This window comes from Salinispora sp. H7-4, assembly GCF_013416675.1.
Classification (GTDB): domain Bacteria; phylum Actinomycetota; class Actinomycetes; order Mycobacteriales; family Micromonosporaceae; genus Micromonospora; species Micromonospora vitiensis.
The window spans coordinates 1-6,170 of sequence record NZ_JABZED010000002.1 but is presented as its reverse complement, the minus strand read 5'-3'; the positions used below and the strand labels follow the sequence as shown (position 1 = coordinate 6,170).

The 6,170-nt window shown below is 65.8% G+C and carries 7 protein-coding genes; 3 read left to right on the top strand and 4 right to left on the bottom strand.

Going from position 1 to position 6,170, the window contains the following annotated elements; genetic code table 11:
- Positions 1–964 (top strand): right-handed parallel beta-helix repeat-containing protein (locus H0524_RS00040; RefSeq protein WP_255435720.1); only part of this gene is annotated, 964 nt, incomplete at its 5' end.
- Positions 965–1,057: 93 nt separating this feature from the next.
- On the opposite strand, the gene H0524_RS00035 is transcribed toward H0524_RS00040, so the two are convergent.
- The 3 genes from H0524_RS00035 to H0524_RS00025 form a co-directional block, all read right to left on the bottom strand.
- Positions 1,058–1,444 carry a VOC family protein gene (locus H0524_RS00035; protein WP_018728901.1) on the bottom strand — a complete coding sequence of 129 codons (387 nt, stop codon included), beginning with the start codon at positions 1,442–1,444 and terminating at the stop codon, positions 1,058–1,060.
- Complete coding sequence (locus tag H0524_RS00030; RefSeq protein ID WP_018728902.1) at positions 1,444–1,767, bottom strand: helix-turn-helix transcriptional regulator; 324 nt, start codon at positions 1,765–1,767, stop codon at positions 1,444–1,446. The genes H0524_RS00035 and H0524_RS00030 overlap by 1 nt, the downstream gene beginning before the upstream one ends.
- 142 nt (positions 1,768–1,909) lie before the next feature.
- Positions 1,910–2,395 (bottom strand): DUF1579 family protein, encoded by a 486-nt coding sequence (locus tag H0524_RS00025; protein ID WP_255435719.1) that lies wholly within the window; start codon positions 2,393–2,395, stop codon positions 1,910–1,912.
- 271 nt (positions 2,396–2,666) lie between these two features.
- Here H0524_RS00025 and H0524_RS00020 point away from each other — a divergent pair, with 271 nt between their 5' ends.
- Both H0524_RS00020 and H0524_RS00015 read left to right on the top strand, forming a co-directional pair.
- Positions 2,667–3,716 (top strand): sigma-70 family RNA polymerase sigma factor, encoded by a 1,050-nt coding sequence (locus H0524_RS00020; RefSeq protein ID WP_180196815.1) that lies wholly within the window; start codon positions 2,667–2,669, stop codon positions 3,714–3,716.
- Between the two features lie 570 nt (positions 3,717–4,286).
- A complete protein-coding gene (locus tag H0524_RS00015) occupies positions 4,287–5,510 on the top strand; it encodes a helix-turn-helix transcriptional regulator (protein WP_180196814.1) in 1,224 nt (407 codons plus the stop codon).
- On the opposite strand, the gene cutA is transcribed toward H0524_RS00015, so the two are convergent.
- Positions 5,464–5,796 (bottom strand): divalent-cation tolerance protein CutA, encoded by a 333-nt coding sequence (cutA, locus tag H0524_RS00010; RefSeq protein ID WP_180196813.1) that lies wholly within the window; start codon positions 5,794–5,796, stop codon positions 5,464–5,466. The two genes, H0524_RS00015 and cutA, sit on opposite strands and share 47 nt — an antisense overlap.
- Positions 5,797–6,170: the final 374 nt, after the last annotated feature.

Sequence of the window (6,170 nt, the reverse complement as noted above, 5' to 3'; positions counted from 1 at the left end):
CCCCGCCATCACCACCCCCATCACCCTCAACGGCGGCAAACACACCACCATCGAACGCGCCGCCGCCGTCGAACAGTTCAGAATCCTCACCGTCGACGTCGGCGGCGACCTCACCCTCAACCACCTCACCATCACCGGCGGCCAGACCGACGGTGACGGCGGCGGAATCCTCGTCAACACCGGCGGCGCACTCACCACCAACCACAGCACCATCACCCGCAACATCGCCGCCACCGCAGGAGGCGGCATCGGCAACAACGGCACCACGACCGTCACACACTCCACCATCAGCCGAAACACCGCCAGCGACAGCGGCGGCGGAATCCACAGTCTCGGCCTCCTGAAAGTCGAGGAGTCCAAAATCGATGCAAACATCGCCAACGCTGGCGGCGGCATCTTTGAATCCGGCAGCACCGTCACCGTCAAGGGCGGCAGCATCTCCGGCAACCAGGCAGGTACCACTGGAGGGTTGTTCGTATTCGGTGCCAACGGTGTGGTGACCGGCACCAAAATCACCGGAAACACCAGCTCCGGCAGTGGTGCCGGGGTCCGGGTTGACAACACCGCCCAGCTGACAATGCGGTACGTCAACGTGTCGGACAATACATCGGACATCTCCGGAGGCGGGTTGTTTGTCGCAGAGGGGGACAACTTCGCCGTGGTCGAGGACAGCCTCCTCAAGAACAACACCGCCACGTTCACTGGCGGAGGCATCTTCAACAGCGGGGAAACGGTGTTGCGCCGGACAAAGGTCATCGGCAACCAGGCCGATGTGGGCGGCGGCATCCAAAACTTCGGGACGATCAGTCTGTTCACCACGAAGGTGCTCAAAAACATCGCCATCACCACCGGTGGCGGCATCCTCAACAGCGGCGGAACGGTGAACCTGAACACCGCCACCGGCACCGTCGTCATCAAGAACCGGCCCAACAACTGCGTCAACGTTCCCGGCTGCGCGGGCTAACCCCGCGCCCGACCGTCACGAGGGGTTCCGTCCCAGCCGCTGTTGGCGGCAGGGCGGAACCCCTCGCCCTCCTCCCCGACGCATCGGCCGCGGTCAGGTGGCCTGTACAAGCTGAATCAGATTGCCGCAGGTGTCGTCGAGGACCGCCGTGGTGACAGCACCCATCTGCAGGGGCTCCTGGGTGAATCGGACCCCCAAGCCACGAAGGCGTTCAACTTCTGCGCGGACGTCCTCGACGGCGAAAGACGTAGCCGGAATCCCATCATTGACCAAGGCCTCCTTCCACGGCGTGGCCGCGGGATGGGCATCTGGCTCGAGCAGCAGCTCGCAGCCGCCGGGGTCTTCCGGCGAGACGACAGTGAGCCAGCGGTAGTCGCCGAGCGGAACTTCCGTCTTCCTCACGAATCCCAGCACCTCGGTATAGAACCGCAGTGCCGCCTCCTGGTCGTGCACCAGAACGCTGGTGAGGTGGATGCGCATCAGCTCTCCTTCGCTTCTCGGTTGCGCCATCGGTCGGTAAGGCGCTCCAAGGGTTCGGTGTTGAGGTGGTGAAACTTGTAACGACCCGCCCGGCGGCTGGCGACCAGGCCGGCCCTGGTCAGCACCTCCAGGTGCTGTGAGATCGCCTGACGGGACGAACCGAGCTGGTGCTTCATGGCCAGTCGCGAGCAGATCTCGAACAACGTCTGGCCGTCCCGCTCCGCCAGCTCGTCGAGGATCTTCCGGCGGGTCGGGTCGGCCAGCGCCTTGAAGACGTCGCCCGCTTCAGCCGGATGGCCTTTGTCTGCGCCAGTGTCACTCACCCGGCAATAATAGGCAAGCAGTTACTTGCCTATCAAGCCGCCACCCGGCCCGCCAGCCGCCGTCCCACGACCCATCCGGCGGGCACCGCGCGATCGTTCTGGGGGTGTGACTGATCGCGCGGTGCCCTTACGTCAAGCTGGGTCAGGACACCTTCGTGAGAGTGGCGTGCATGAACGGAACCCAATTGCCGTCCGGCAGCGGGAAGTCGCAGTCGTAGCTGATGGAGCCGTCCTCGTTGAGCTTGCGGACGTACCTCGCCGGGCCGACCAGGACGAGCTTGTCGTCCTCGAACCCGCCGATGTAGTGACTCTGCTGCTCGTTGTACGGCCCGAAGCTGCTGAAGTAGTGCGACCGGAACTTCTGGGTCTCCGGGGCGAAGTCGAAGAACTCGTACCCGACGTCCGGCATCTTGCCCCCCGGCCCCATGTCGATGACGCAGTTCCACCGGTGGACGAGGAAGAAGCCGCCCTCCAGCCACTCGAAGGTCTCGGTGCCCGACAGCTCGGCCGGCGGGCCCATGGGACCGGCCTCGGTCTTGCCGCTGAGCTTCCAGGTGCCCACGAGGTAGTCCAAGCGCCGTAGCGCCGGGTCCGGCTGCGGCGGCATCTGCTGCTCGTTCTCAGACATGATCACTCCTTGACATCTACCAGTACGGATGGTCCATGGCACGGCACCGGCGTGATCGCGAGATCGGGCCGGTGCCGGGTGCACCTGCCACGTCTCTTATGACGTCGGCGCCGCCGGCAACTCATCGGTTTCGGAGGCGATCGTGAAAGGAACGGCCATCCACCCGGCTGATGGGCGGTCGGTGGACTGGGTGAGCTCGCGTCGGCACCCGGGCCCTGCCGCGGGATAGGGTGCCGCGTATATGTGGTCCGCAGTGGAGGAAGAGGGACAGATGGCGACCGTTGGTGCAGACGCGTCACAGCCCGACGCAGAGCGGTCCACCGCCATCCTCGACGACGAAGACGACTTCGCGGCACTCGTCGAGAGGCATCGACGCGAGTTGCACGTCCACTGCTACCGCATGCTGGGGTCGTTCGAGGACGCCGAGGACCTGGTCCAGGAGACCTACCTTCGGGCCTGGCGCAAACGTGAGACGTTCGAGGGACGCTCCAGCGTCCGGGCATGGCTCTACCGCATCGCCACCAACGTCTGCCTCGACTTCCTCCGACGCAACGCCCGCACACCAGCTCCGTACCGCCAGCCGGCCCTGGGCGCCGGACCGTCCACTCCCCCGCCTCCGACCGACGAGGTTCCCTGGCTGCAGCCCTTCCCCGACCACCTGCTTGAACCCGTCGCCCCGGCCGAACGGCAGCCCGACTCTCAGATCATGGCGCGAGAGACGATCGAACTCGCCTTCCTCGTGGCGATTCAACACCTACCCCCGCAGCAGCGGGCGGTGCTGATCCTGCGCGACGTCCTCAACTGGCCCGCCATCGAGGCCGCCGCGATGCTGGACATCAGCGTCGCGTCCGCCAACAGCGCACTGCAACGCGCACGGGCCACGCTGAAGGACCGCCTACCCCCTCGGCCCAGCGACTGGGGCCCCGCGGCGGACCCGGCAGCGGCCGAACGCACCCTCGTACAGCGCTGCATCGAGACGCTCGAGAACGCCGACGCCGAGAACTTCGCGAAATTGCTCCGCGAAGACGTGCGGGTCACGATGCCACCGGACCCGCTCTGGTTCGTCGGCCGAGACGTCTTCGTCGCAGGTCTCGTCGCACAGTTCGATCCGGCCTCGCCGGCCTACTTCGGGTCATGGCGAGCCCTGCCGGCACACGCCAACGGACAACCGGCCATCGCCGGCTACGTACGTCGTCCCGGCGAGTCGATCTACCGTCCGCAGGTGCTCAACGTCTTCCGAATCGAGGAAGGCATGATCGCCGAGATCACCGCCTTCTCCCCCGAGGTCTTCGCCTCCTTCAACCTGCCCGAGTCGCTCTGAACCACCGAAAGGGGCACCCCGCACCGGCGGGATGCCCCTCGCGGCAAGTCGATGCGGTCGGTCGCCCCGGCCTGGTTTCAGTGCGCCTGCGCCACACCCAGCCAACGTTCGCGGTTGTCGCAGGTGATAGCGCGTCCGTCCGGCGGAAGACCGCGGGTGAACGCCAGGGCGCCGAATGCTCCAGAAGCCCCAGTTCAGGAGCTATTTCTGATGGTGGGGCGGGCGGGACTTGAACCCGCGACCGAGAGATTACGAGGAAGCCCCCGTCACCGTTGCTCGTGATCACTGATCAACCGGAACGAGTTTAGTCGTATCCATAGTAGACAAATGGCATCGACGATGGGTTTGGGACGTCCGTTGAGGTTTTGAATGTCCGCTACTTTGGAGCGGACAGCTCGCACCTGTTCAGAACCACCATCCGTGGTAGGGCGTACGCGCCCGCAACGCGCCCGAGGTGACCACACCGCCGGATGACGCCGTGACGTGCAGGCGAGGAGTACCGTCGATGCTGGCAGCCCGCCCAGGTAAAGGCCGGCGGCCCGCCACCCAGTCCTTTACCTGGGAGTCATCATGAGTGACCTGTCGTTTTCCGAACGGATGCGCCAGCTGCGCCAGGCTCGGGGGATTTCCTTACGCGGCCTGGCCAGGTGCACCTTCTACGGAAAGACGTACCTGCACGAACTGGAAACCGGCGTGAAGCCACCCACCAAAGCCGCCGCCCAACGTGTTGACGACGCGCTCGGCGCGGAAGGGGAACTCGTGGCCCTTACCGCCGCTGGGCCCTCTATCGGACGTCGCGGGTTTGTAATCGCGACTGGCCTTGCTGCTGCCCTTCCCCATACCCTGCTTGTACATGGCCGGCGAGTCGGCGCCACCACGCCTGGGCAGATTGCCGAACGGACCGCTCGTCTCCGACGCTTGGACAACTACCTCGGTGGTGCCGACACCCACGACCTGTACGCCTCCGAAGTTCATTCCACGACCCAACTCATCAAAGACGGCTCCTACAGCGAAGCCACGGGCCAGCAACTCCTAGCGGTCCTCGCAGAACAAGCCCAACTTGCCGGCTGGGCGGCGTTCGACGCCGGTCGGCACTCCGATGCCGACCGGCTGTATCGCGCCAGCCTCGCTGCCGCCCGAGACGCAGACAACCCGCCGCTCACCGGCAACGCACTGGCGTTCCTGGCATATCAGCAACTAGACCTCGGCAAACCTGCCGCCGCCGCGACGGCTGCCGCCAGCTGCGCCGAGGCAAGCACGGCAACACCCGGAGTGCGGGCACTACTGAATCTGCGCGCCGGATGGGCATATGCCGTTACTGGTGATGCGGCCCTAACTCAGCAGCATCTGGACCAGGGCACCGCCTATCTCGCGGAACGTGACGACCGGCCAGAACCGGACTGGGTGTGGTGGGTCGACCGGGTCGAGGACGACATCATGGCCGGACGATGCTGGACAGTGTTGAACCGGCCTCTGCGGGCCATCCCCGTGCGCGAACGAGCCTTGGCAGGGTTCGACGACACGCAGGCCCGCGACAAGTCCCTGTATCTGTCGTGGCTGGCCGACGCCTACCTCGACGCCAACGAGGTGGAGCAAGCGTGCGCAACGGCCTCAGCCGTGGCCCGGCTCGCCGCTGGCGTGGGCTCAATCCGGCCAGGACAACGACTACATGAGATCCTCGGCCGCCTGGAGCCACACGCCGCGCTGCCCTGCGTCGCCGAGTTGCGCTCGCTGGCTTCCGAGATGCCTACGCACCATCGACTGTCCTCGCCACCCAATTCAGGTAGCCGGTAGCCCCCGCCACCACGGGCACCGCTGTCACCTGCGGGTCTGTCCACGGGTGCGCCTGATGTAGACACGCCTCCAAGTCGGAATAGCGGGCTAGGGTGGTATACAGCAGCACCTGCCACTCCTCACCCACACCTTGCTCGCCAAGGTGCCAGAACACCGATGTCACCGGCCCGACAATCTGGGCACCAGCCGCGAGGCGTCGACTCACGGCCTGTTGGGCGAGTTCCACCGCGACATCTCGGGACGGCGCGGCCGTCGATACCTGCACGTAGTCGCTCACCTGGCACACCCTAGCCGCAAGGTGTCCGCGGACAGCACGGACTAGCAGCGGACAACTCTTCCCTCGACTGCGACTGCGCAATACGGAAAGGGTGGGAACGGCGGCAACGTAACCGGGCAACAGCGCGGGGTCAGTGCGTCGCCGTGACATCCCTATGGGAGGCAGCGCATGCGCACATGGTTGTCCAAGTTACGTTTCGCGGTCCCAGGACGTTCCCGCCGGCACGAACGGCTGGACGCGGTCGGCCCCGGTACGCGGCGCGGGGGGCTTGACCCCTGATCCTGGACACGGGTTTATGCGGCCAGGGGCAGCGTAGCTGCTGCTGGCCGGGTGGTCTTCTCGTAGGTGATCGGGGATTGCTGTCCGAGCCGGGAGTGGCGTCG